Annotated in this window: 25 protein-coding genes, 1 pseudogene and 1 riboswitch; of the genes and pseudogenes, 6 read left to right on the forward strand and 20 right to left on the reverse strand. The window is 32.3% G+C overall.

Features of this window, described 5'->3' with window-relative positions:
* Positions 1-34: 34 nt before the first annotated feature.
* The 5 genes from BSD9I1_RS06295 to BSD9I1_RS06315 are packed head-to-tail and all read right to left on the reverse strand — an operon-like array spanning position 35 to position 4,349.
* Entirely contained in the window at positions 35-1,219 is a 1,185-nt protein-coding gene (locus tag BSD9I1_RS06295) for a MalY/PatB family protein (protein WP_186429618.1), read from the reverse strand.
* A gap of 4 nt (positions 1,220-1,223) precedes the next feature.
* Entirely contained in the window at positions 1,224-1,490 is a 267-nt protein-coding gene (locus tag BSD9I1_RS06300; protein WP_186429619.1) for a glutaredoxin, read from the reverse strand.
* Between the two features lie 16 nt (positions 1,491-1,506).
* A complete protein-coding gene (locus BSD9I1_RS06305) occupies positions 1,507-1,878 on the reverse strand; it encodes a RidA family protein (RefSeq protein WP_186429620.1) in 372 nt (123 codons plus the stop codon).
* A 19-nt stretch (positions 1,879-1,897) separates the two neighbouring features.
* The gene (locus BSD9I1_RS06310) at positions 1,898-3,118 is read right to left on the reverse strand and encodes a MalY/PatB family protein (protein ID WP_186429621.1); all 1,221 of its coding nucleotides are present in this window, start codon (positions 3,116-3,118) and stop codon (positions 1,898-1,900) included.
* Between the two features lie 37 nt (positions 3,119-3,155).
* Positions 3,156-4,349, reverse strand: coding sequence for an amidohydrolase (locus tag BSD9I1_RS06315; RefSeq protein ID WP_186429622.1), 1,194 nt, complete (start codon positions 4,347-4,349; stop codon positions 3,156-3,158).
* Positions 4,350-4,565: 216 nt separating this feature from the next.
* Here BSD9I1_RS06315 and BSD9I1_RS06320 point away from each other — a divergent pair, with 216 nt between their 5' ends.
* Entirely contained in the window at positions 4,566-5,273 is a 708-nt protein-coding gene (locus BSD9I1_RS06320) for a helix-turn-helix domain-containing protein (protein WP_186429623.1), read from the forward strand.
* Positions 5,274-5,345: 72 nt separating this feature from the next.
* On the opposite strand, the gene BSD9I1_RS06325 is transcribed toward BSD9I1_RS06320, so the two are convergent.
* The gene (locus tag BSD9I1_RS06325) at positions 5,346-5,636 is read right to left on the reverse strand and encodes a hypothetical protein (protein ID WP_186429624.1); all 291 of its coding nucleotides are present in this window, start codon (positions 5,634-5,636) and stop codon (positions 5,346-5,348) included.
* 180 nt (positions 5,637-5,816) lie between these two features.
* Between BSD9I1_RS06325 and BSD9I1_RS06330 the strand changes: the two genes are divergently transcribed.
* Entirely contained in the window at positions 5,817-6,197 is a 381-nt protein-coding gene (locus BSD9I1_RS06330; protein ID WP_186429625.1) for a helix-turn-helix domain-containing protein, read from the forward strand.
* 81 nt (positions 6,198-6,278) lie between these two features.
* Here the strand turns inward: BSD9I1_RS06330 and BSD9I1_RS06335 are convergent.
* From BSD9I1_RS06335 to BSD9I1_RS06365, 7 genes and pseudogenes are all read right to left on the reverse strand, one after another.
* Positions 6,279-6,401: pseudogene (locus BSD9I1_RS06335) on the reverse strand (YjbQ family protein); the annotation flags it as partial.
* Between the two features lie 26 nt (positions 6,402-6,427).
* Positions 6,428-6,880: a peptide deformylase gene (def, locus tag BSD9I1_RS06340; protein ID WP_035310499.1), complete on the reverse strand. Its 453-nt coding sequence runs from the start codon at positions 6,878-6,880 to the stop codon at positions 6,428-6,430.
* Entirely contained in the window at positions 6,881-7,117 is a 237-nt protein-coding gene (locus BSD9I1_RS06345) for a helix-turn-helix transcriptional regulator (RefSeq protein ID WP_035310500.1), read from the reverse strand. It lies immediately after the preceding gene.
* Between the two features lie 212 nt (positions 7,118-7,329).
* Complete coding sequence (locus tag BSD9I1_RS06350; protein WP_186429626.1) at positions 7,330-7,716, reverse strand: secondary thiamine-phosphate synthase enzyme YjbQ; 387 nt, start codon at positions 7,714-7,716, stop codon at positions 7,330-7,332.
* Between the two features lie 83 nt (positions 7,717-7,799).
* Entirely contained in the window at positions 7,800-8,057 is a 258-nt protein-coding gene (locus BSD9I1_RS06355; RefSeq protein WP_186429627.1) for a hypothetical protein, read from the reverse strand.
* A gap of 72 nt (positions 8,058-8,129) precedes the next feature.
* Positions 8,130-8,516, reverse strand: coding sequence for a cytidine deaminase (locus BSD9I1_RS06360; protein WP_186429628.1), 387 nt, complete (start codon positions 8,514-8,516; stop codon positions 8,130-8,132).
* A gap of 68 nt (positions 8,517-8,584) precedes the next feature.
* Complete coding sequence (locus BSD9I1_RS06365) at positions 8,585-9,586, reverse strand: S66 peptidase family protein (RefSeq protein ID WP_186429629.1); 1,002 nt, start codon at positions 9,584-9,586, stop codon at positions 8,585-8,587.
* An 871-nt stretch (positions 9,587-10,457) separates the two neighbouring features.
* Here BSD9I1_RS06365 and BSD9I1_RS06370 point away from each other — a divergent pair.
* A complete protein-coding gene (locus BSD9I1_RS06370; protein ID WP_186429630.1) occupies positions 10,458-11,330 on the forward strand; it encodes an SDR family oxidoreductase in 873 nt (290 codons plus the stop codon).
* Between the two features lie 632 nt (positions 11,331-11,962).
* Here the strand turns inward: BSD9I1_RS06370 and BSD9I1_RS06375 are convergent.
* On the reverse strand, positions 11,963-12,925 hold the full coding sequence (locus BSD9I1_RS06375) for a ketopantoate reductase family protein (RefSeq protein ID WP_186429631.1): 963 nt from the start codon (positions 12,923-12,925) through the stop codon (positions 11,963-11,965).
* A gap of 160 nt (positions 12,926-13,085) precedes the next feature.
* Here BSD9I1_RS06375 and BSD9I1_RS06380 point away from each other — a divergent pair, with 160 nt between their 5' ends.
* The gene (locus BSD9I1_RS06380) at positions 13,086-13,652 is read left to right on the forward strand and encodes a TetR family transcriptional regulator (RefSeq protein WP_186429632.1); all 567 of its coding nucleotides are present in this window, start codon (positions 13,086-13,088) and stop codon (positions 13,650-13,652) included.
* A 192-nt stretch (positions 13,653-13,844) separates the two neighbouring features.
* Here BSD9I1_RS06380 and BSD9I1_RS06385 read toward each other — a convergent pair whose 3' ends face one another.
* The 4 genes from BSD9I1_RS06385 to BSD9I1_RS06400 all read right to left on the reverse strand — a co-directional run bounded on the left by BSD9I1_RS06385 (position 13,845) and on the right by BSD9I1_RS06400 (position 16,734).
* Complete coding sequence (locus BSD9I1_RS06385; RefSeq protein ID WP_186429633.1) at positions 13,845-14,249, reverse strand: transporter; 405 nt, start codon at positions 14,247-14,249, stop codon at positions 13,845-13,847.
* Positions 14,250-14,414: 165 nt separating this feature from the next.
* Positions 14,415-15,596: a GGDEF domain-containing protein gene (locus BSD9I1_RS06390; protein WP_186429634.1), complete on the reverse strand. Its 1,182-nt coding sequence runs from the start codon at positions 15,594-15,596 to the stop codon at positions 14,415-14,417.
* Positions 15,597-15,880: 284 nt separating this feature from the next.
* A complete protein-coding gene (locus BSD9I1_RS06395; protein WP_186429635.1) occupies positions 15,881-16,306 on the reverse strand; it encodes a hypothetical protein in 426 nt (141 codons plus the stop codon).
* Positions 16,303-16,734: a nucleotidyltransferase family protein gene (locus BSD9I1_RS06400; RefSeq protein ID WP_242966430.1), complete on the reverse strand. Its 432-nt coding sequence runs from the start codon at positions 16,732-16,734 to the stop codon at positions 16,303-16,305. The genes BSD9I1_RS06395 and BSD9I1_RS06400 overlap by 4 nt, the downstream gene beginning before the upstream one ends.
* 204 nt (positions 16,735-16,938) lie before the next feature.
* On the opposite strand from BSD9I1_RS06400, the gene BSD9I1_RS06405 reads away from it, so the two are divergent.
* Together BSD9I1_RS06405 and BSD9I1_RS06410 are read left to right on the forward strand one after the other, a co-directional pair.
* On the forward strand, positions 16,939-17,259 hold the full coding sequence (locus BSD9I1_RS06405; RefSeq protein WP_186429636.1) for a DUF3784 domain-containing protein: 321 nt from the start codon (positions 16,939-16,941) through the stop codon (positions 17,257-17,259).
* A 307-nt stretch (positions 17,260-17,566) separates the two neighbouring features.
* Positions 17,567-19,024, forward strand: a complete 1,458-nt coding sequence (locus tag BSD9I1_RS06410) for an MDR family MFS transporter (RefSeq protein ID WP_186429637.1) — start codon at positions 17,567-17,569, stop codon at positions 19,022-19,024.
* Between the two features lie 509 nt (positions 19,025-19,533).
* On the opposite strand, the gene BSD9I1_RS06415 is transcribed toward BSD9I1_RS06410, so the two are convergent.
* Both BSD9I1_RS06415 and BSD9I1_RS06420 read right to left on the reverse strand, forming a co-directional pair.
* Positions 19,534-21,306, reverse strand: coding sequence for a diguanylate cyclase (locus tag BSD9I1_RS06415; protein ID WP_186429638.1), 1,773 nt, complete (start codon positions 21,304-21,306; stop codon positions 19,534-19,536).
* Positions 21,307-21,409: 103 nt separating this feature from the next.
* Positions 21,410-21,491: riboswitch (cyclic di-GMP riboswitch) on the reverse strand.
* 241 nt (positions 21,492-21,732) lie between these two features.
* Positions 21,733-22,923: a M20 family metallopeptidase gene (locus tag BSD9I1_RS06420; protein ID WP_186429639.1), complete on the reverse strand. Its 1,191-nt coding sequence runs from the start codon at positions 22,921-22,923 to the stop codon at positions 21,733-21,735.

The raw sequence follows: 22,923 nt of genomic DNA on the forward strand, positions 1-22,923 counted from the left end.
GCCCTCCGTTTACATATTTATCCTTTAATTTCAATTAAAGCTTTCCAGCCTCTGTAATGATATTCTCTACTGCTTGCTTCACATATTCAGGATCTGTTGCTAAGTTCAGCCTGATAAAGCCTTTATAGTTCTTACCAAACACTTCACCATAATCTACTGCCAGATGACATCTGTCTTGAATAAATTCCGCCAATTTTTCCGGTTCAATGCATTTACGCATATCAAGAAATACAAGATACGTTCCTTCTAAAGCACAAACCGTTATATCCGGCAGCTTTTCATTCAATTCTTCTTTCAAATAATTATAATTATCACGAATTACTTCTATAAGATTTGATAGCCACTCTCCACCATGAGTATATGCTGACACAGTAGAGGTAAGCCCCATGATATTCATCTCTGTTCGATTCAATCCACTGGCAAATTTATCGAAAACTTTCATTAAATTATTATTTGTAATAATAATATGTGAATGAAGCAATGATGCTAAATTAAAGGTTTTCGAAGCAGATGATACTGTGATAACTATGTCACGATATAGTCCCTCTGACACAACTGCAGATGGAATGAACGAATTTTCTTCAAGTACAATATCTTGATGAATTTCATCACTTACTACTAAAACATTGTGTTTTTTGCAGATTGCTAGAACTTTATCTAATTCCTCCTCCCTCCAGACTCTTCCTACTGGATTGTGAGGAGAGCACTGGATAAACATTTTCACTTCATTTTCCACTATTGCTTCTTCAATCGCTTCATAATTCATGGTAAAATATCCTTCATTGTAATCCAAATCAACAGCCACTAGCTTTCTTCCATTGTTTGTAACTACATTATGAAATGGATAATAAACTGGTGTTAAAATCAGACAAGCATCTTCTGGATTTGTAAATGCATGAATAGCCCATGCAATTGCGGTTATACAACCTGTTGAAAAACGTACCCACTCTTTTTGAATTGGAAAATTATATCTCTCATCCATCCAATTCGAGAATGCTTTATAGTATTCATCTGAAACAGAGGAATATCCAAATACCCCATGCTTGATTCTTTGAATCATGGCCTCAGTAACCTGGTCACAGGTTTTAAATTCCATATCTGCAATCCACATTGGAATCAGATTAGGATCTCCATATCTACTTTCTAAACCATCCCATTTAAAACAGTCTGTCCCACGTCTCTCAATCAAATATTTTTCTAAAAACTCCTGCTTATTCATAAAACTAGTCCTCCTGAATTTTCTTCAGAACTGCATCCAGTTCAAAGGTTTGTGTGCCATCTTCTAATGTAAAGAACGGAATTCCAATCCCACCATTCTTTTTGACATTATCGTAAATTGGATTGTTTTCACGTGCCTCCAGAAAAACCTTAAGTGCAGGGAAACTTGAGGAAATATCCTGAAATTGAACCTCTGCTTTTTGGTCTTTTAGCTTGTATAGCGCATATAAAGTATCTTTACATAAATGACTTCCAATTACATTAACCTTCATTATTCACGTCTCCTTTTTACTTTTCGATAGCAATTGCTTCGATTTCGCAAAGAACTCCCTTTGGAAGTGTCTTTACTGCAACACAACTTCTGGCTGGCTTTGATACAAAATACTTAGCATAAACTTCGTTAAAAGCCACAAAGTCTCCCATATCAGCTAAAAAACATGTTGTTTTAAACACTTTATCAAAACCTGATCCTGCCTCTGAAAGAATTGCTCCAACATTCTTACAGCTCTGTTCTGTTTGAGCAGCAATTCCTTCTGCTACAGTACCATCTTCTGGATTAACTGGAATCTGTCCGGAAGTATATACAATCCCGTTTACCACAAATCCCTGAGAATAAGGTCCAATTGCTCCTGGTGCATTTTTTGTTTCAATAATCTTCATAATTTTGCCTCCTCTAAAATTAACAAATTTCTGTGTATTTTTCATTATGTTTTGTATTAACTGCCTCACATATACGTTTCAAACCTTCTTCTATGACAGACTTCGGACATGCTAAATTTAACCTAATAAAACCGTCGGAATTTTGAACGAACATATTTCCACCTTCAAGCAGAACTCCTGCCTTATATGCAAAGAACAATGGTAAATTCTCATCTTCCTTAAAATAAGCACTTAAATCTACCCATGCAAGATAAGTGGCTTCCGATATTTTAAATTTTGCCTTTGGTAAATTTTCTGAAAGATATTCCTTAGTAAATCTGAAATTTTCATCTAAATAAGCTCGTAATTCCTCAAGCCAAGCTTCTCCTTTTTCATAGGCCGCTTGAGCAGCTGCAATACTTAAAGGATTATCAAAATTATAATGTCTGCTAAGCCATATTTCTCTCAGTTTTTCATCTGGGATAACAATATGTGAAATCATAAGGCCAGCCATATTAAATGTTTTGCTAGGTGCCATACAGGTAACTAGTTTATTATAATCTGGCATAACCTTCCCTAGTGGAATATGTGTTTGATTAAGGCGTATTAAATCGCAGTGGATCTCATCGGAAATAACCCAAAGCTGATGCTTTTCTATAATTTCTGCCATTTTCTTAAGTTCATCCTCTTTCCATACACGGCCTGTGGGATTGTGAGGATTACAAAGAATAAGGAGTGTTGTCTTCTCATCTGCAGCTTTTCTTTCTAAATCTTCAAAGTCTATTGTATAATATCCATCTTCATTAACTAAGTCTGAGCATACGCACTCCCTATGATTAAAATCAGCTGCATACTTGAAATATGCATAGGATGGTGTTAAGAAGAGAACCTTTTCATCCTCTTTACAAATATAATCCACTAGCTCGTACAATGCTGGAATAATACCATTTGACATAACTAGCTCCTTTTTATCAAATGTCCATCCATAACGCTTCTTGCACCAATTAGCAAAAACTTCATAATAACTGTTTTCGAATACTCTTGTATATCCAAAAATACGTTTTTCCAAACGTTCTTTAATGCCATCAATTACAACATCTGGAGTCGCAAATTCCATATCTGCAACCCACATCCTTATAAATTCTTCATCTTTATAAGGAAAGATCATTGTGTCATCTGCATGAAAAATATAGCTGCGGAATCCATCCGTATTCATGGCATTTGTATTTCTACGGTCAATAATTTCATCAAAATTATACATATTTTATCACTCCTATTCATTACTTAAAATCTATAAGTTATATATCATTTCTAAGCCATTCTACTGCATAGCGTACAGTTGAAATAGCACCTGTTTTCATCACAGATTCATTGAAATCAAATTTTTCATTATGATGACCTGCCCCATACCCAGCTTCTTCGTTTTTAATGCCTAAAAAGGCCAATACCCCTTTATATTTTTCTAACCATTTAGAAAATGTCTCTCCGGCATACCATGGATCAAACTGAACAACACTGCCCTCTGGCAATATTTCCGACAATACACGTTCAGCGACCCTAGAGCTTTCCTCATCATTAATTACAGCACTATTAATAGTCTCTAATGGAAATTCTGCTCTACATTTATGCATAGCAGCTGTGTGCTCAGCAACAGTACGGAATAATTTCTGTGCCTTTTTACCTTCTTCATTATTGAAAAATCTGAAAGTTCCCTTAATCTCTGCCTTACTGTCAATCATATTGGATTCATTTCCAACATGCATCATTGGAATAGCCATTGTAACAGTTTCACCAGCTGTGATTTGATTACAAAATGCCACGCAAAGATTATTTAAGAAATTTGCAGAACAAAATAATGGATTAATGGCCAAATCCGGTCTGGAAGCATGTCCTGCTTTTCCTATAAAATCAACTCTTGCAGTACAATAACCTGCCATTCGTGGTCCATGTACAGAAATTTTGCCTTCCTCTAGTGCCGCATAAACATGAATTCCCCAAACACGGTCAATTGCATACTTATCTAATGCTGCAAGGATGGCATCAATTCCACTATTAGGTTCTTCTCCTTCCTCAAAGCAAAAATAGATAACACCGTTTAATGAGTCTTTCAAACGGTATAGCATCTGCATTGCGCCTAGTAACATAGCCGTATGACCATCATGTCCACAAGCATGGCAGGTTTTGGGATGTTCAGAAACACATGTCCTTGTGCCAACCAGATTGGTAGGCGATTCTTCCATTGGTAATGCGTCAATATCAGCACGAAGGGCAATATGTTTACCAGGACGGCCTGTGTCTAATTTAACTATGACACTGGTTGTTGGTACTTCTTCATAGGATAAACCAAGTTTACCAGCCTCTTCTATAATAAAAGCCTTAGTTTTAAATTCATGCATGCCAATTTCTGCAAATGTATGTACTTTTCGCCTGCAATCAATAATATAATTTTCATATTCATTAGCAAGTTCTAAAATCTGCTTATTTAAACTCATTAAATACACCTCCTTTATCTTATACCTTATTTTAGCAACTAAAATTTTTCATATCAAACCACTCAAAGTTTCCTGTGAGTGGACTTTTTTTTATTTTTTTCTACTCCCAATGGATTTGCCGCCTCTTTTATGCTAAAATTTTTGTATATAATAAAAACTTATAGAACTTTTTAAATTTTGTGTATTTATACGAAACTATTTATAGGGAGGAAATCTATGTCTGAGATTAGTACACAGGTTGGCAAACAAATTCGTGCCTTTAGAAAAATGCGAAAATTAACACTGGATGAGCTATCTAATTTGCTTCATAAAAGTAAATCCACAATTTCCAAATATGAAAAAGGAGAAATTTCCATTGATATAGAAACACTATATGAAATTGCTGATGCTCTGCAAATTCATGTTGAGCAATTGCTCTACCTTCGTCCCAAACGCACTGTTATCTCTCCCCAAAATAACAGCCCTGCCTTTTTCAGTGGAGCATCTCAATTTTACTCCTATCTTTATGACGGCCGAAGCAATAATATCATACGTTGTGTATTTGACGTTCTCTCTAAAACAGAAAATAACCAATATAAAATTATGATGTATATGAACTATAAAGACTTTGATAATTATCAAAACTGTGAGAATACTTATTGGGGATACATTGAACATTATGATGCTCTTACACGCATTTCCCTTGTTAACAAGGATACACCTATGGAAAAGGCCAGCGTTCAAATACTAGCCTCCTATTTAGATTCCGGCACTAAATGGGGATTGTTTAACGGATTCTCGTCCAGACCAATGATGCCAATTGCTGTTAAAATGCTGTTTTCAAAAACCCGTTTAAAAGAAGATTCTGCTCTGATTCATCAGCTTAAGGTTTCGAAAGATGATATACGATTGTTGAAATTATACAACATGCTATCTGTAACTTAGAGAGGGATTATTATTGAAATATGTAAAAAGCCGTACAAGCTACTAGTTGTACGGCTTTGTGATAATTAAAAATTATGCTACACTGTATATCTTCACATCAGGGTCAGCATCCCATAATGGTTTAAGACCTACAAAAACATCCTTGTTGAATAACTCACTATCTAAATATGCCTGTGCATGCTCTACGCTGTCAAATCCGTGAAGTACCTGAACGTCTTCATCGCGAATTAAAAGATTTTTAGTAAGGGCACCAGGTATGTTATTTAAAAATGGAGCGCGATAATCCGCATAAATCTTTCCTGCAGCACCTCTGTTTTCGCTAGTAATTTTCATTGTGATTTCAAGATAAGCTTTTACTTCCATAATAAAATTCCTCCCTAAATATTCTTATAGTTGTTTATTGCATAGTCAAATTTTATTAAAAAAGCTACATAAGTAAAAGATATCAACAAATTTATGAGTAACTAATAAATTTCATAGTAACTTGTAAATTCATAGCAATAGAATATAATTTATATATAAAAAGTATTGGAGGGATGGAAGATGTATAAACCCAAATTAGAAAAGGAAATTAGATGCCCCTTAGAGTACGGATTGGATATATTCGGTGGTAAGTGGAATTCGCGTATTATATGTGTGCTGGCTGAAAAACATACCCTGCGTTACAGTGAAATTCGTAAGGAAATGACAGATATAACTGATGCAGTATTAGCGTCAACTTTGAAAAGGTTAATTTCAGATAACATAGTACGACGGGAACAATATAATGAAATTCCCCCTAAGGTAGAGTATTCATTAACGGATAAGGGTAAATCTGTTGTGCCTATTTTACAAAGTATTTGTAGATGGTCTGGGGCTTATCATAAAAATGAAAGTGAACATATAATGGCTCAATGCCAGAAATGTGATTATAATAATGAATAAAATAACTAAGCTATTTAAAATCAATGCTTACTTAAAATAAAAGAAGCACCAGATAAGTCCAGTGCTTCTTTTGAGTTGCTTTTAAATTACCTTTACATAAAACCTTCTATTTCTTGGCCCATCAAATTCACAAAAATATATGCCCTGCCAAGTACCCAGCTTTAACTTTCCATTTTCAACAATTACGCTGCAGGATGAACCTAAGAATTATATATATTCATTAAATGATATTACTTTATATATTCAGTAACGAAATCAGTAAAAAGAATACCTTCCAAATGATCTATTTCATGGCAGAAGCATTTTGCTAAATCTCCTGTACCTGTCAATATAATTTTCTCTCCATTTTCATTTAATGCTTGTACTGTTACTTTTGCAGGTCTTATTAACTTACCCCATTTATTTGGAATACTCAAACAGCCTTCTACAACTTCTTGGGTTCCCTCTTGTCTAATTATCTTTGGATTTACTAATTTTATAAGTCCTTGTCCCATATCTATTACAACTAATCGCTTTAATATACCTACTTGTGGGGCGGCCAATCCGCCACCATTTTCCGTATTATACATAGTATCAGCCATATCATTTAATATTTGTCTTATTTTATCATCTACAACTTCAACTACCTTACTCTTTTTCCTTAATATTTCATCATCATACAACCTTATTTGCCTTAATGCCATTTAAACTACACCTCTACTTTGCTCAGCTCTTGATTTTCTTTCACTTTCTTCAAATAGAAAAATTTCTTCTATGGTACTATGAAATACTTTTGCAATATCGTAGGCCAACCATATAGAAGGTTCAAATTTTTCTGTTTCAATAGCGTTAATTGCCTGTCTCGATACACCTATAAGTTCACCCAATTGTTCTTGGGTTAGTCCTAAATGTTCACGAAATTGTTTTATTTTATTTTTCATTAAGTATCACTCCTGTAATGTTTACCTTACATTATTAGTATAGTATTGCCTTCACATAATGTCAAGTAAACCTTACATGCAATATAATAAAAACAGCAATAATTCCTGTGAATTTTATTGCTGTTTTTGCGTTATTATTTTAGATATTTTTTGTTTTGCACTTCAAAACGCAAGACGCTGCAGATAAATCCGGTGCTTCTTTTTGGTTGCTTTTAAATTACCTTTACATAAAACTTTCTATTTCTCGGTCCATCAAATTCACAAAAATATATGCCCTGCCAAGTACCCAACTTTAACTTTCCATTTTTAACAATTACGCTGCAGGATGAACCCATAAGTGAAGCTTTTATATGGGCATGAGAATTTCCTTCCATATGTAGATATCCATTTTTCTCAGGAAAAGCCTTATCTAAACCTAATAAAATGTCGTGTACAACATCTGGATCTGCATTTTCATTTATTGTTACCCCAGCAGTGGTATGAGGAATGAAAACTACAGCTACTCCATCCTTTACATTACTTTTATTTACTTCTTCCTGTACAATTGATGTTATGTCTATGAACTGCTCTGGCTTTGTAGTTTTTAATGAATGTTCCATGATTTCACCCTTTCTATCAAGTTCTTCTAAATTTTCATAACTCTATATCTTGCCACTTGCCATGTGGGTGGCACCTTTTGGCGCTACCTAAACAGCCACCATACTCCTTCCTTTTCTCCTCTTTCCAAATTAAATCCCAGCTCTTCCGCTACCCTTACAACTTCTTCTTTAGTGCAAACATTTGAAAAATCTATTTCTATCTGGTTATTTTTTAAACCCTTTTCTCTTAGCTGCTGCTTTATGTGAATCCTCACAGGTTCAAGGTTACTAACCTCTGCTGTGTCTTCCTTCGTATCTTCGCCAGGACTAAATATCTTTTTCATCACTTCTTTAATGCCCATAACTTTTCTCCCTCTTTAAAATTATATGTATATATTCATTATACATTATACCCATGAATTATCTTAACATATTTAATATGGTGAATAAGGTAATAATTCTTTTATACAAACTTTCTGTATCCCATCTTCAGTTTGTATTAAAACTTTAATATCAGGAGCATACTGCATAAGCATCTGCCTACAATTTCCACATGGAGAAATTAAGGCATTGTTTTTCTCTGGAGACCTTACTGCAACAATAGTGTCAAATTCACGTTCTCCTGCTGTAATTGCTGTGCCCATTGCTATATATTCAGCACATGAACCATGCACCGCATATACGTTTACTCCGACATAGATGTTACCATTTTTGCAGCGTAATGCTGCACCTACTGTGTGATTTTCATCAACTTCATCAAAGTTTTTATTGATAACTTGTTTTGCTTCCTCAATTAATTTCAAATCATTATTGTCAATCATAATTAATAAATCTCCTTTTTGCGTAATCAGTTTTAATTCGTCATATAAGAAAATTGGAAAGTAATCTATTATTTACACCAATCTTCTATAATCGATACTTTCTTTTCAGTAGCATTAAGTTCAATCTCACATCCTATAGGTAACGTCAACATTGGATGTGTATGACAGCAATCAAAATCTGCAATGAATGGTATAATCCTATCTCCTAACACTTCTAATAGTATTTCATATGGTTTTCGACCTGTCTTTAAATCGTCAAATAACTCATGTTTTCCAAGAATTATTCCAGAAATCTTATCAAAGACTCCATTTACATTTAAAAGAGAAAAACTTCTTTCTATTGTGGCAGCATCTTTTAGAGAATCTTCTATAAAGAGGATATCTCCATTTTTTATTTCAGGCATATATTTACTGCCCCATATTCCTTGAATTGTATTCAAGTTTCCCCCTATGACCCTGCCACTAACAACACCGTCATAAACTGTTATCCACTTATTTTCCCTTTTTTCCTTACTTCTATCTTGTGTTTCCCAATTAATGTACTCGTCTGTCCAATATTTAGGCATTTCAAAGACATAAGGAATTATTGTATTATCCATAGTAACTTCTTTAAAATACTCATATGTATAGTCAACGAAAGGTGGTAATTCCCCAAAAGAAGCCACTAAAGCAGGTCCATAATATGTGCTGATCCCAGTTTGTGCATATATAGCAAGTAAAATTGCGCTAACATCAGAATATCCTATTATCATTTTAGGGTTTGTTTTAAACGCCTCATAATCTATATATTGAAGGATAGAGTTTGAGTTCATTCCTCCGATTGTAGACATAATGCACTTTACTTCTGGGTTTCTAATCAACTCATTTAGTTCTTCTGCTCTTTCTTTAATACTTCCAGACCTATAGAAATCATGCTTCCCTGTAAGATTTCCTTCTATAACCTTAAACCCTTTATCTTGCAAATATTTTTTTGATCGTGAAAATCTGTTAGGACATGAATATGTTATTGGTGAAGATGGTGAAAAAATACCAATAGCGTCACCAACCTTCAACTTATCTATATACTTCATTTCGATCCTCCTTAAACACAATATCTTTTGTTAGCCATATATTGCTATTGTACCTCAATATAAACTTAATTTGTCATATAAAAATATTATGTACTAATCATAACAATAGAGTTTATCTATTATATACATACATCAAATTATTGCTGTAAGAGACCATGAATTAGAATAAGAAACAAAGGTGGAAAAATTGGTGTTGATATCACTTAATGCATTTAGTTTGTAAAGAACTTTTAATTGATATTTTATAAAAAGGTATTGCAAGAGTTTAATTTGTATGATACTCTATATTTGATTTTAATGAATGGAGGGATGCTTAAAAATGTGGATTTCATCTCGATTATATGCTTTATGTAACTAATTGAATAGTACTTAAAGGCTCTACCTATGTGTAGGGTAATCGGGATTAGTCTATCTATTTTTAAGAACCCTTATTAACGGAGTTTATGTAATGCGTTTAGGGATAGAGACAAATCTATCCTTTTTGCGTTTGTTTAAAGATAGAATGGTACTTAATGAAAAACAAATAAAACTTTCTTAATCAAGATGAATTTAAGGTTTCATTTCTTTATTTTTGCTGTGTAAGCTTATAAGAGGGGTGTATTTTATACTTAAGTTCTTAGATTAGTGAGAAGTATTTTGTTATGTGATTATAGGCTAAATCAGCAAGGATAACTTTTTTTGCTATTGTAGAATAAGGAATTCCTGTGATTTTTGTCATTTTTTTCCGTTTACTTAAAGCACAGGTAGCTAGCCTGTGCTTTTTGTATTTAATATGTAAATGAGGTGCAAAAAATGCGTTAAAAAGTTTGGCATTAACAATGCTTTATTTCAATTTCGAACAAGTATTTAATAGTAAAGGAGATTAGATATTATGACATATAATAATGAAAATAAAAGAATATGGTTTATTACAGGAGCAAGTAAAGGTCTCGGATATGCGTTCACCCTTTCTGCTCTGAAAGCTGGGGATAAGGTTGTAGCAGTCGCAAGAACTATCGACAAATTGGAAAAGCTAAAAGAAGAGTATCAAGATACTTTATTGCCATTGAAACTAGATATCACAGATAGAAAAGCTGTTTTTTCCACGGTTGAAGCAGCAGTCCAACATTTTGGGAAGCTTGATGTTGTTGTTAACAATGCGGGCATAATGACTTTAGGTATGATTGAAGAACTAAGCGAATCTGATGCTAGAAACCTGATGGAGACAAACTTTTTTGGAGCTCTTTGGGTATGTCAGGCAGCAATGCCTTATTTGCGTTCTCAAGGCTCTGGACATATCATACAAATTTCCAGTATCGGTGGAATAATCTCAGGTCCTATGAGTGGTATTTATAGTGCAAGTAAATTTGCTATAGAAGGAATGAGCGAAGCCTTAGCAAAAGAAGCAGCTCACTTTGGCATAAAACTCACTATAGTAGAACCTGGCGGGTACTGGACAGACTTATATACCTCAATGGGTTACAGCAATCCATTAGACTCATACGGAACGCTACGTGAAGAATTGGCTAAACAGTACTCAGAAGGTTCTGTAGATAGCGACCCTTCATTGGCTGCAGAAGCTCTTATGAAATTAGTAAATAGTGACAATCCCCCTCTTAGGCTTATCCTTGGCAGCGTGGTCTATGATTTAGCTATAAACACATTAACAGAACGAATAGTTACTTGGGAGGAATGGGAAACAGTTAGCCGAGCTGCTGAAAAAGGTATCCCTGCACCTGAGGGTTATGGGGTATCCGAAGAGTAAAAACTGAAATGCTTCAAGCGGAGATTTCTTATGACGCAGTAGTAATTTAATTATTTAAGTTCGCTTTTTCTTATAATTTTCACCAACTACTAATGAGATAAGAATAGGCTGCATTATGGAAACTTACTCAGCCATGTGGTATATTTTTACACATATCGACTGCACCAGATTTACTTTGCCCTGGTTAAGATGCTCCCTCCACCACAGTTAGCACGTTTCATAATATTCAGAAAAAATGTATCAAGGACTTACTTTATAGTAAGTCCTCCTTTATTTAGCCTTTATTATTATTACTTATTATATTGGTATTTTGCTAAGCCTCTAGTCTGCAATGACTATATAAAAAAGTCTGCGTCATTTATGGTACGGTTCACCGTAACTACTTTATCGGAGGTTTTTAGATGTATATCTAAGCTATTTTAAAATTATTATCAATTTTAACTTTGAGTTGCTACTAGTTCTTTAGATAAATTTATTACACCCTAGCGTTTATCCGTTCCCAATACAACCATATCAAAGAATTCGTTACTAAATGTTATTTAAGTATTATATATTCTTTTAAATTTTGTGGTAAAGTTCAATGCTATTATTTTATACGGCCTAAAAACTGTCTAATTATTTGTGTTTAAGAACTACAAAAGTTGTTTATAAATAGGTGAATCTAAAGGTTCAAGCCGAGGAAGGGATATCCCTAGTCTACTTGATTCTGCAAGAGTATCGCGCACAAATATCATATTATTTTCGGCTTTTAGATTTTCACTCCCACTAGCACTTCTCATTATTTCTCTAGGTAAATTCCCTTTAGCTAATGCTAATTTCATTGCAAAAGCCACAAATATTGCAGGTAAATTTACTGCAATATTTGTTATTGTACTAACCTTAGAGCCTTTAGCACCCATCAATGAAATTAGTTCCCTTAATATTAAAGTAAAATCTTTAAGAGCACTTGTAGAATCGAATAGATCATTCAACGAACCAACTTTTGAGGCTGCAGCCATCATACTTGCGTTAGTAATGAAGTGAAACCATAGCCAATTACGCATATCTTTCTTTTCAGAAATACCAAAACCTGCATTTTTAAACAAGCGATTTACTTTATCATACCTGTTTCTATTAGTACTGTCATCAATGAATCCCATAAAGATATTTTTCATAACCCCACCTTCTAATGTGTTTTGATTTATATAAGATCCACCAGCTCCAGGAAATCCCCAAACAACTTGCTCCTTTGGAATTGATCCAATTGAATTTAATGGTTCATTAATAATATTATTAAATATTAAAACAGTTGAACTATTAACAAGTGGTTCTAACCAATTTATTATGTTACTTAATTGATTATGGTTTACGCTAATCACAATCAAATCAAAATCATGGTTAGGTGACAGTTCTTCTATCATTTTAATTTTCCAAGCTTTATTTACTAAATCACCCTTTTTATTCTTTCTACCATCTAATATTTTTAAATTCACTATATCGCCATACTGATTAATTCTTCCTGGACGAACATAAAATGTTACCTCATTACCTGCTTGTTCTAAAGCCCAGCCATATTGTGTTGAAATTACTCCTCTACCTATCATTAAAATTTTCATTATATCGCCTCCTATCAAACATGTGTTGTCTAAGATACAAGTGTATGTTAATATATTATTGAATTATTTATCTAAATACAACCAATAGATTTTTAGCGGTGTTGTATAAACAACATTTTATTAAATCTGTTCTTTTATCAAAGGAGATTAATGATAAATTATGAATAAAAAGGACCCAAGATCAATAAGAACCAAAAATTTGATTAAAGAAGCATTTGCCAAATTATTTGAGGAAAAAGACTTTAAATACATCACAATTAAAGATATTACAACAAAGGCAACTATAAATAGAGCAACTTTTTATGCTCACTATATGGATAAGTATATTTTATTGGAAGAACTCATTGCAGATTGCTTTGAAGAAATGTTACCAATAGAAATTTCAAGCGCTATAAATTTAAATGAAGATATTATAAAGGAACTTATTTTGTTCCTTTATGAATACAATATCAACTTTTATCAAACGCGTAAGATTGATTCTACATCTATCGCTTCTACTGTAGATAATTTATTAAAGTATAAAATAGATAATCTTATTGAAAAAATATTAAAAAGTATGGCAGGTAGAGGTGAGCTAGATTTTAAAGACACAAATATACTAGTTAAAATAATTGCCTCATCAATATATAGTTGTGCTCAATATTGTTATATTAATAAAAATGATAAAGAATACGCTATTGAAAAAACACTTAGTTTTATTATGAGCGGGATAAAAACTGTTAAATAAAAACGCCTCAACATATGACGGATGCTGAAGACGGAGCACATCAATCCCCTAGCACAAAAAGCCTCCGTTACTTGTGGTACGGTTTATCATTCCTAATTCTAATACTTTGATATAGTTAAGTCGTCATATTTTACAAATGTGACTTAAGAATATTACACTAAGCAAATGTTTTCACATTGCTGATAACGTCCTTTAAAACCACTTAGTAGAAATATATGCATTTTTACTAATATGTCTTTCTCTTTTTATAATATCTTTTAAGGTCATAGCTTCACAACAAGTTCCATCACTATAAGAATATATATAACTATCTTCGGGAGTCATATCTTCATCATTCTTAAAATGATTATATTTAATGTCAAGCTCTTTAATTACCGAGTTTGCCTTTCTTATTTCTCTATTAAGTAACCTGATTAATTCTTTCTTTTTTAGAAACTCTTTATCATCAATGTAATCTACTAGCATATTTAAAATAAATTCGTGACCTGCATTATGATCCAGCCACAACTGATCTTTCTGGTGATTATGTAATAAATTTTCATCTTTATCTATAGCTCTTAATCTATTACACTGCTCAAGTAAATATCTTCTATTCAAATTTGTCCCCCCCATAGAATTTAATAGTATATGTTTATTATAAGTTATAGTACTAGTGTTTCTCAACATTGAATTGTTCTGTCTGGGTTAATGGTTATATCCTTAATGATATGTTGTAAGAGATCCTGTGTAAAATCATCACAGTTTGTAAATTGAATTGAAAAATTATGATAAAACAACACAGTTCCTTCCTTGACCTTTTCCTTCATATAATGCATCATCTGCTTTTTTTATTGTATCATCAATTATTTCATAATCTTCATTAACGGTTACCCCAAAGGTCAATGTAATTGATATTTGAATTCCATTATACTCGATAATTTCTTCTTCAATAACTTTCCTGATTTTATCCGCCAGTATGCGGGCATCCTCGATTTCTGTTTCTGGGAGCAAGATAAGAAATTCCTCCCCTCCCCACCTGGATACAAACCCTCGTTCTCGAACCGCATCCTGTAAGTTTTGGGCTACTGCTTTCAGCACTTGATCTCCACAGTCATGTCCAAAGCTATCGTTTATCTTTTTAAAATAATCTATATCTGCAACGATAAGTGAAAATTTCTTTTTAGTTTTTTTATAATTTATAATCTCATTTTCAAGTTTCTCCATAATATATCTTCGATTGTACAACCCAGTTAATGAATCTGTTTTAGAAATCAACTCCAACCTCTCCATGTTACATTTCATGGAAGCTATTTGAGATGCTGAAAATATCCCAACAAATACAAGCACATATCCCACGGTTATGAATAATAAAAACAATATCATATCATATATAGAATTAAAATTTCTTAAATGTGAAATGCGTGTGGGGGTCGTAAAGTTAGTAATTAACAACAAAAATGAAAGAACTGGGTATAAAAACATATATCTTATGGTTTTATCAGACACTAAGTTAAGAATTGTTTTGTAATGTTTACCTATCCCGAAATAAGCCACTAATAACAATAAAATATTAATACAATTTCTAAAAATATATATAAGATTTTGAGTATAATTAACATCATCAGTACCTGAAACTAATTCTGCAGATGGTATCGCAATAAAAAATGCCATTGTAGAAAACAGCCAAATACTAAACAAGGTAAATATTTTTTTTGATAGGGATTCTTTAAAGACTAAGTTTAAATATACTATGTAAGAAAAGCAGATAAAATACACAATAACCTTAGCCATTCCATCGTTATGTGTATGTTCTGTTACATAAGAGCCACTTAAAAAAACAAATAATGTATTTAATATAAAAGCAACTATGCAGAATCTTATTGTTTTTTTTCTTGTAAGCAGGCTATGAGCTGTTAAAACTAAAAAAATGATTGTGAAAAACGAGGATATTCTATAAGTAGACATCTTATTTACTCCCCCTTATCTAAATTTAATTAATCCTCTTTTTGCAAAACTAACTTATAAAAGTAAAAATCAGTATATATTATCTTATAAATCTTGCTTAACTTATACAAAAATTATAACATATTTTTCATCATTTCATTAACTTATAAATATATAAAGTCCCTGTTATGGGATTTTTTTAATATTTTAGTTTTTATTAGTTAGTATATCATAATAAAAGGGCAAAATAATAACCACCAACTAGTTAGTTAACAATTGGCGGCTGCGGATTTTTAAATAATTCTTTATTCTATATATAACTTAGCTATTCTAACTATATCCTCAAAGTTATTTCTATATCTTAAAATATGTTCAAGCAGTTCTTCGTGTTTAGGTTCCTTGTACCTATGAGAGATTCTATTTCTAATAAGTCTTGATTTTTCGAGAAATAAATATATATCTTCGTTTATTATTCTATCTTTTTTTAGTATATTTAAGCTTTCATGTATTGATATTCCTATCTTATACTTTTTCATATCTTTAAGAAGTATTGAAAAAAAGTCTTCTAGTATAGTATGGAAACTAACGAATAACTGCCTTAAGCTTGATTTTGCCAGCTTAATAATTAGGTTATCATCTTTTTTATTCTTGAGCACATTTAAACACTCGTCCATGTCCGCAATGCACTCCTGCATGTCTTCTACAACTTTCCTTAATCTTTCTTGATTCATGATAATACATCTACCTTTCTAAAATACATAAAGTTCTCATTTTCCCTATATATTCTATCAGTTTCGTTATACAAAATCTCTAAAGACATCCCATTATCTTCAGTAAAAATAATCTTTCCAGTATTTAAAATGCTTATCTTTACAAAAATATCTAAGCTTTCACTTCTAAGGTCTAAAACATCTATTTCTCTATTTAAAAGATTTTGAAAGAACAGCTCTATTTCTAAAATACTATCTAGTTCAATTGATTTACTAGCTAAAAGAGCTATGTCCACATCTGATTCCTCATTGAACTCATTATCTAAGTCATCACTAACAATGCTTCCAAATATAAGCATGGTTGTGACATTATATTTTTTCATGAAGTTAAATACCTCTTCTGACTTTAGCTTCTCTATTATCTCTATTTTATCATATGCTTTATCCACTTATTAATTCACCCACTTTTGAATAATGTACCTTCAATAGCGCAAAAACACTTATTGCAAAGATTATAGACTATACCTTTGTAAAATAAAATTTTATTTATTCCAATACTTATATTATATACCATATTTAATGAAATAACATCAGAACTATATTATAATTATATTAGGCACATGATATATTAATATTTTAAGGAGATCATACCTATGAATATAACTTTGTTCATTGTTCCAATTGTGTTATGGATTTTGGCTTTAATAATTAATACTGGAAAAGCAAACTTTTTAATTGCAGGATACAATACTGCACCGCAAAAGAAAAAGGATAAGGTAGATGAAAAAACACTGTCTAAATTTATGGGAAAGTTTCTTTTTATTTTAGGCTTAATTCAGTTAGTCGTTCCAATTGCTAGCCTTTTGAAGCCTGATAATTTAAAACTTATTGTAATGTGTGTGAACATTGTATTTATCCTTGTTACAATTGCTGGAGTTATTTATATAAATACAAGCAAAAGTTTTCAAAAATAGCTACTTATAGTGTGGTCAGTAATTTTGGCATAAAATAATAACCACCAGCTAGTTCTTACTAATTGGTGGTTATTTAAATATTATTTCTTCCTTGCATAATTATCCTAACATATCATACTTAACTTCAGATAGTTTCCTACAAAACTTTTAAATAGAATAAAATTAAAAACAATTTTATCCTTTAGATAATTTTCCAGTCTTAATACCTTTACTTTAAATCTTGCCACTTGCCATGTGGGTGGCACTAATGGTAGAATTTTATCTGGCATTTGATAATGCGTAACTTATGATGAGGAAGTGACAAAAATTGGATACTAAAAAAAGAAATATAGTTATATCAATAATGGTGGCAATGTTTCTTGGGGCAGTTGAAGGAACGGTTGTTACTACTGCTGTACCCACTATAGTTAAAGAACTAAATGGCTTTGAATTAATAAGCTGGGTTTTTTCTTTATACTTACTGACATCAGCTATCACAACACCTATATATGGTAAGCTTTCTGATTTATATGGAAGGAAGCGTATTCTTTCTATAGGTATAATAATTTTTTTAATAGGAAGCTCATTTTGTGGTTTATCAAAAACCATGCATCAGCTTATAGCATTTCGTGCCTTGCAGGGCTTAGGGGCAGGAGCAATATTTACAGTAACTTATACTATAGTTGGTGATGTTTTTGATCTTTCAGAAAGACCAAAGGTTCAAGGATGGATAAGTTCTACCTGGGGAATAGCAAGTCTTATTGGTCCCTTATTAGGTGGATTTTTAATAGACCATCTATCATGGCACTGGATTTTCTATATAAATATACCTTTTGGAATACTCTCCATAGTGCTTCTTGAAAAAAATCTTGATGAAAACCTAGAAAAGAAAAGACACAAGATAGATTATGCTGGTGCTATAACATTATCAGCTTCCATCATAATATTATTATATAGCTTTATGTCAGGTGGCAGAGGCTTAGCTTCTATAATAATATCCTTAATTATTACTATGGCCCTTTTAGTTATATTTTATTTCATAGAAAAAAAGGTACAAGAGCCTATTGTTCCCTTTGATATTTTTACAAAGACTAATATTATTATAAATGTAATTAGCTTTTTAGCTTCTGCTGTGTTAATTGCAGCAGATGTGTATATTCCTCTATACATGCAAAATGTCTTAGGCTTTGGAGCAACTATATCCGGGCTTTCGATGGCTCCTATGTCCATAGCATGGCTTTTATCTGGAGTTATTCTTGGAGGAGCTATACCTAAATATGGTGAAAGAGTAGTAATAGCTTTATCTTCTTCTGTGGTCTTACTTAGCTGCTTACTCTTGCCTACACTACATGTTACTTCTCCGTTGATTTTAGTTATAATATATGTTTTTATAATGGGATTTGGACTTGGAGGAAGTTTTACAACATTGACAATAGCAGTACAATCCTACGTTAACTATGATAAGAGAGGTGCAGCAACAGCCTCTAACTCACTTGTTCGTACTCTTGGACAAACAATAGGAGTAAGCATTTTTGGAAGTATATTTAATCAAAGTATAGTTAAGTATTTTAATAATTTAGGAATTAAAGGAGTGGACCCAGGTAACTTGTACACTTCGTCAAGCTTAAATAATGGTGTATCTCTTGAACAAATAAAGCTCTCCTTAAATTCAGGGCTTTATGTAATATATATTTTATTAATTGTTATTACTATAGTTAGTTTTATATTATCTTTTACCCTTCAAAATGGATTAAAGCAAGAAACAGCAGGAAGTGAAGTTTATTAAATTTACAGGAATTTGCATTTTAGAATTACTAACTCAAGTTGCAGAAGTTATAGTGCATAAAATATACCCAAATCCCGCATAGTGTGGGGTTTGGGTTATTTTCATTAATTGCCCATTTCTTGTATTAATTTTTTAAATGTATCATTAGAAATTTCTTCGTTCATCTTTAATACCTCTTTATTAATATAGTAAATGTTATATTACTATATAGAGTAAAAATCAATGTTATATTAATATATTAGTAAAATCATATTTACCAATTTGCATTGTATTATATTTTTTATTTAGTCACCATTATTATTTTGCACATATGATTTATTATGCTAGTAAGTTTGCTTTCACTTAAAATATCTGCCTCTTCTTCTAAATTTTAAAAAAATAAAAACAGAACAAATTTATTAGCAGCTTCCGTTTTGAGGTGCAAAACGGAAAAATCTCATAATAAATAACATCAAAAAGCTCTCCTGCTACTTTGCAGGAGAGCTTATTAGAAAACCTAGCATCCTAATTTATATGTATTCATCAAATCTTATGCGCTCACAATCATTCTTCATTTCAAATTGTATTTCCTGCATAGTTTTATTCCCAACTCTAAATTCAATTGCTTTAAATTCTATTTCATAATCCTTATCAATAATATAATTAAATCCAATAGTTATATTGCTTCGTATATTTTCAGCCAATATCTTCAACTGATTTCGAGAAGCACCGGGCATCAATGCCATAAAGCCAAACTCACCATACTTTCCCAAGCTGTCTAATCTTCTGATTCCCCTTGAAATAGCTAAAGCTAAAGTTGAAATATATCTATTTATCTCTTGTCTACCGTAATCTGATATGGGTTTTAATTCACAATAAATTATAGAAAATATCTCATTATTTCTTTCCCCTTCCTTTACTAAATAATTAAGTTTATATAAGATTGCTTTCTCCGTAAATGCTCTTGTAAGTGGATCTAAGGCTGTTTCACCGTGCAGTTCATCAGTAAACATAGTTATTTTGTTTTTACCCGTATCCTTTGAATCATAAAGGGCTTTATCTGCCTGTGAAATAGCAGCATCTATATTCCTGCAGTTAGCTTCTATACGACTCATACCTATGCTGATTGTTATTTGTATCATCTTCTCATCACAACAGGTTACTGTTTCTTCAACGTTTTTACGAAGCTCGTCCATTCTATATCTTGCCTCATGCTCATTCATTGGCAGTAAAATTACAAATTCCTCTCCGCCAAATCTGGCAGAAACACACTTTGGAGTTTGAATTTCCTCTATCTGTTTTGCTATGGATTTAAGAACCATATCACCAGTGTCATGCCCATAAGTATCATTCACACCCTTAAAGTAATCAATATCAATCATTGCAATAAAGCCTTCACTTGAGCTATGTATGATTTGCTCAAAAACAGTATTTACATTCTTATAAAAACTTCTTCTATTGTTGAGACCTGTCAAAGGATCCTTATTTGCAAAAAAACTTATTTCCTTAACGCGCAGCTCCTCCCGCGTATTATCTCTTACAATTCCAAAGTTTCCTTCAAACCTTCCATCTTCAGAAAAAATGCCAACCAATGTAATATTAAGATATTTTTCGTTATTGTTTATTCTTGTTTTTACATTTACATATCCAACCTCAAGCATTTCTGCCCATAAATCTATAATTCTATCCTCTTCGATACCAATAAGTTCAAATAGGTTTAAATGATCAATATCTTTTTCTCCTACAATTTCACTAAGCTTATTATTAAAACTTGTAACTTGCTGACTGGTAACTATATCTATAATAGAGCTTTTATTAATTGAATTAATTTTAATCGGTGATAAAAGCATAAAGAAAAAATAGCCCTCATTTGAATGATCGAAAAAAGCTGTTATTTGTTTCTCTCGCTTGGTTAACGCTTTTCTAGCATGAACCAAATCAGTCACATTATATCCCATGGCTAAAAGATATTGTACCTCACCATTTTCAATAATTGGCTTAACAATAAAATCAACCTCGCAAAGGTTCCCTTTATAATCTACATGCGTAGCCTCAAACCTGCTGGTTTCTCCAAAAAATGCATTCTCCATTGCAAAGTTAACCATATTCTGAAGTTCAAAGGAATGATTCCACCAGGGTAACTCCCAATACACTAGGTCCTTTATATCTTCGAGATCTACCTTTGCAAAATCAAGCATAAGTTGATTTGCAGTTATCAATGTATACTTTGTTGAAATAGCTGCAACCATTATGTTGACATTATCAAACACATCTTTAAAACATTTATCTATTATTAAGTCCATATCAGCATCACCTTTACTAATCTTTAAAATTAGATCTACTTGTTTACCTAAAATTTCAAAAAATAAAGGCTAACTATTACGGCACATTCCTTGAAATATGCCTATAATAACTAGCCGGTTGCACTACTAACTCCAAATTTCTCAAGTGCCCAAGTACAAGAAATTTATCATTGTTTCTCCACTATTTAATTTATCATACATAATATGCGCCCACCTTTTAAATACATATCATGAGTTATTTTCAACAACAGGTATAATTATACAATATAAAACATGTATTTACAATAATTAACTTAATTCTTGGTATATTTTGTTATATATGATTTGCATTACTATGTTTACAGAAAGGTTAACTTGCCACTTGCCATGTGGGTGGCACTTTTGAATACCAAAAAAGGATTTTGCCATCGCAAAATCCTCCCTACTTTAACAATTATTCATTAAAAAATCTACAGCGGCTTGTACCAATAAAGCCGTACCTAAATGCAATGGAGACTCATCTATTTGGAACTTAGGGTTATGATGTGGATAAATTACTCCATTTTCTTCTTTTGGTGTATTTAATACAAAGTAGGTACCTGGCACCTCTCTAAAGAAGAAGGCTGCATCTTCTCCACCCATGAAACTTTTATTCAATACTATAATATCTTCTTCCTTAATAATCTTCTTAGCAGATTCTATAAATTCCTGTGTGCACTCCTTAGAATTAATTAAGGCTGGATATCCATCTAAGAATTCAATTTCAGCTTCACCCCTCATAGTTTTTGAAACACCGAGCGCAATGTCTTCCATACGTTTAAATACAAACTCTCTAATTTCAGGCTTTAGAGTTCTTATAGTTCCTCTTATCTCAGCACTTTCAGGAATTATATTGTAGGTTTCTCTGCCCGCAACCATACTGGCAACTGTTATTACCGCTGAATCTAGTGCAGATACTTCTCTACTTACTATATACTGTAATGAGTTTATAACTTGTACAGCAATTGCAACCGGGTCTATAGTATAGTTAGGCATAGACCCATGACCACCTACTCCTTTTATCTTAATGCAAAATTGATCATCTGCCGCAAACATATTGGAATAACTTAAGGAAATAGTACCCCCTTTTGCACCTGGTATCATAGTACCTACATGAAGAGCTAAAATTCTATCCACTTCTGGTTTTTGGAGAACTCCATCCTTTACCATAAGCTCTGCACCACCAGGACCTTCCTCTCCTGGTTGGAATATTAACTTAACTCTTCCTGTTAATATCTCTTCATTTTCTTTTAGTAATTTAGCTGCTCCTAGTAAAATAGCAGTATGAGCATCGTGTCCACATGCATGCATATTATCATTGGTGGAGGCATAGGGAATGTCCACTTCTTCTTTTATTTTCAATCCATCCATATCTGCTCTTAATGCTATGGTCTTTCCATTCTTTTCTTTTCCTATCAAAGCTACGATTCCTGAATGATTTTCAAAGGTCTGGTATTCTATCCCCATTTCATCAAGCTTGTCTTTTATATATGCTGCTGTTTTAGGTAAAATCAATCCTATTTCAGGAATCTTATGCAAATCTCTTCTCCAATTAATAATTTCTTCTTTTATTAATGTTGCTTTATTTAAAAAATCCAT

This window comes from Clostridium sp. BSD9I1 (genome assembly GCF_900185645.1).
In the GTDB taxonomy this organism is placed as follows: domain Bacteria; phylum Bacillota; class Clostridia; order Clostridiales; family Clostridiaceae; genus Clostridium_AK.